1 rRNA gene (cut by a window edge) is annotated in these 1,216 nt (G+C 56.1%); it reads right to left on the bottom strand.

What is annotated here, in order from left to right:
- Window positions 1-22: 22 nt before the first annotated feature.
- Window positions 23-1,216: ribosomal RNA gene (locus tag AB0915_RS38225) — 23S ribosomal RNA — on the bottom strand; it runs 2,030 nt beyond the window's last position.

The raw sequence follows: 1,216 nt of genomic DNA on the forward strand, positions 1-1,216 counted from the left end.
AACACAGTGGACGCGAGCAACTGAGGACAAGCCCTCGGCCTATTAGTACCAGTCAGCTCCACCCGTTACCGGGCTTCCACATCTGGCCTATCAACCCAGTCGTCTACTGGGAGCCTTAACCCCTCGAAGGAGGTGGGAATACTCATCTCGAAGCAGGCTTCCCGCTTAGATGCTTTCAGCGGTTATCCTTTCCGAACGTAGCCAACCAGCCATGCCCTTGGCAGGACAACTGGCACACCAGAGGTTCGTCCGTCCCGGTCCTCTCGTACTAGGGACAGCCCTTCTCAATATTCCTACGCGCGCAGCGGATAGGGACCGAACTGTCTCACGACGTTCTAAACCCAGCTCGCGTACCGCTTTAATGGGCGAACAGCCCAACCCTTGGGACCGACTCCAGCCCCAGGATGCGACGAGCCGACATCGAGGTGCCAAACCATCCCGTCGATATGGACTCTTGGGGAAGATCAGCCTGTTATCCCCGGGGTACCTTTTATCCGTTGAGCGACAGCGCTTCCACAAGCCACTGCCGGATCACTAGTCCCGACTTTCGTCCCTGCTCGACCCGTCGGTCTCACAGTCAAGCTCCCTTGTGCACTTACACTCAACACCTGATTGCCAACCAGGCTGAGGGAACCTTTGGGCGCCTCCGTTACTCTTTAGGAGGCAACCGCCCCAGTTAAACTACCCATCAGACACTGTCCCTGATCCGGATCACGGACCCAGGTTAGACATCCAGCACGACCAGAGTGGTATTTCAACGGCGACTCCACAACCACTGGCGTGGCTGCTTCAAAGTCTCCCACCTATCCTACACAAGCCGAACCGAACACCAATATCAAACTGTAGTAAAGGTCCCGGGGTCTTTCCGTCCTGCTGCGCGAAACGAGCATCTTTACTCGTAGTGCAATTTCACCGGGCCTATGGTTGAGACAGTCGAGAAGTCGTTACGCCATTCGTGCAGGTCGGAACTTACCCGACAAGGAATTTCGCTACCTTAGGATGGTTATAGTTACCACCGCCGTTTACTGGCGCTTAAGTTCTCAGCTTCGCCGACCCGAAAGTCGGCTAACCGGTCCCCTTAACGTTCCAGCACCGGGCAGGCGTCAGTCCGTATACATCGCCTTACGGCTTCGCACGGACCTGTGTTTTTAGTAAACAGTCGCTTCTCGCTGGTCTCTGCGGCCACCCCCAGCTCATGGAGCAAATCCAATCACCG

The sequence above is a fragment of the Streptomyces sp. NPDC048411 genome, from assembly GCF_040704695.1.
Taxonomy (GTDB): domain Bacteria; phylum Actinomycetota; class Actinomycetes; order Streptomycetales; family Streptomycetaceae; genus Streptomyces.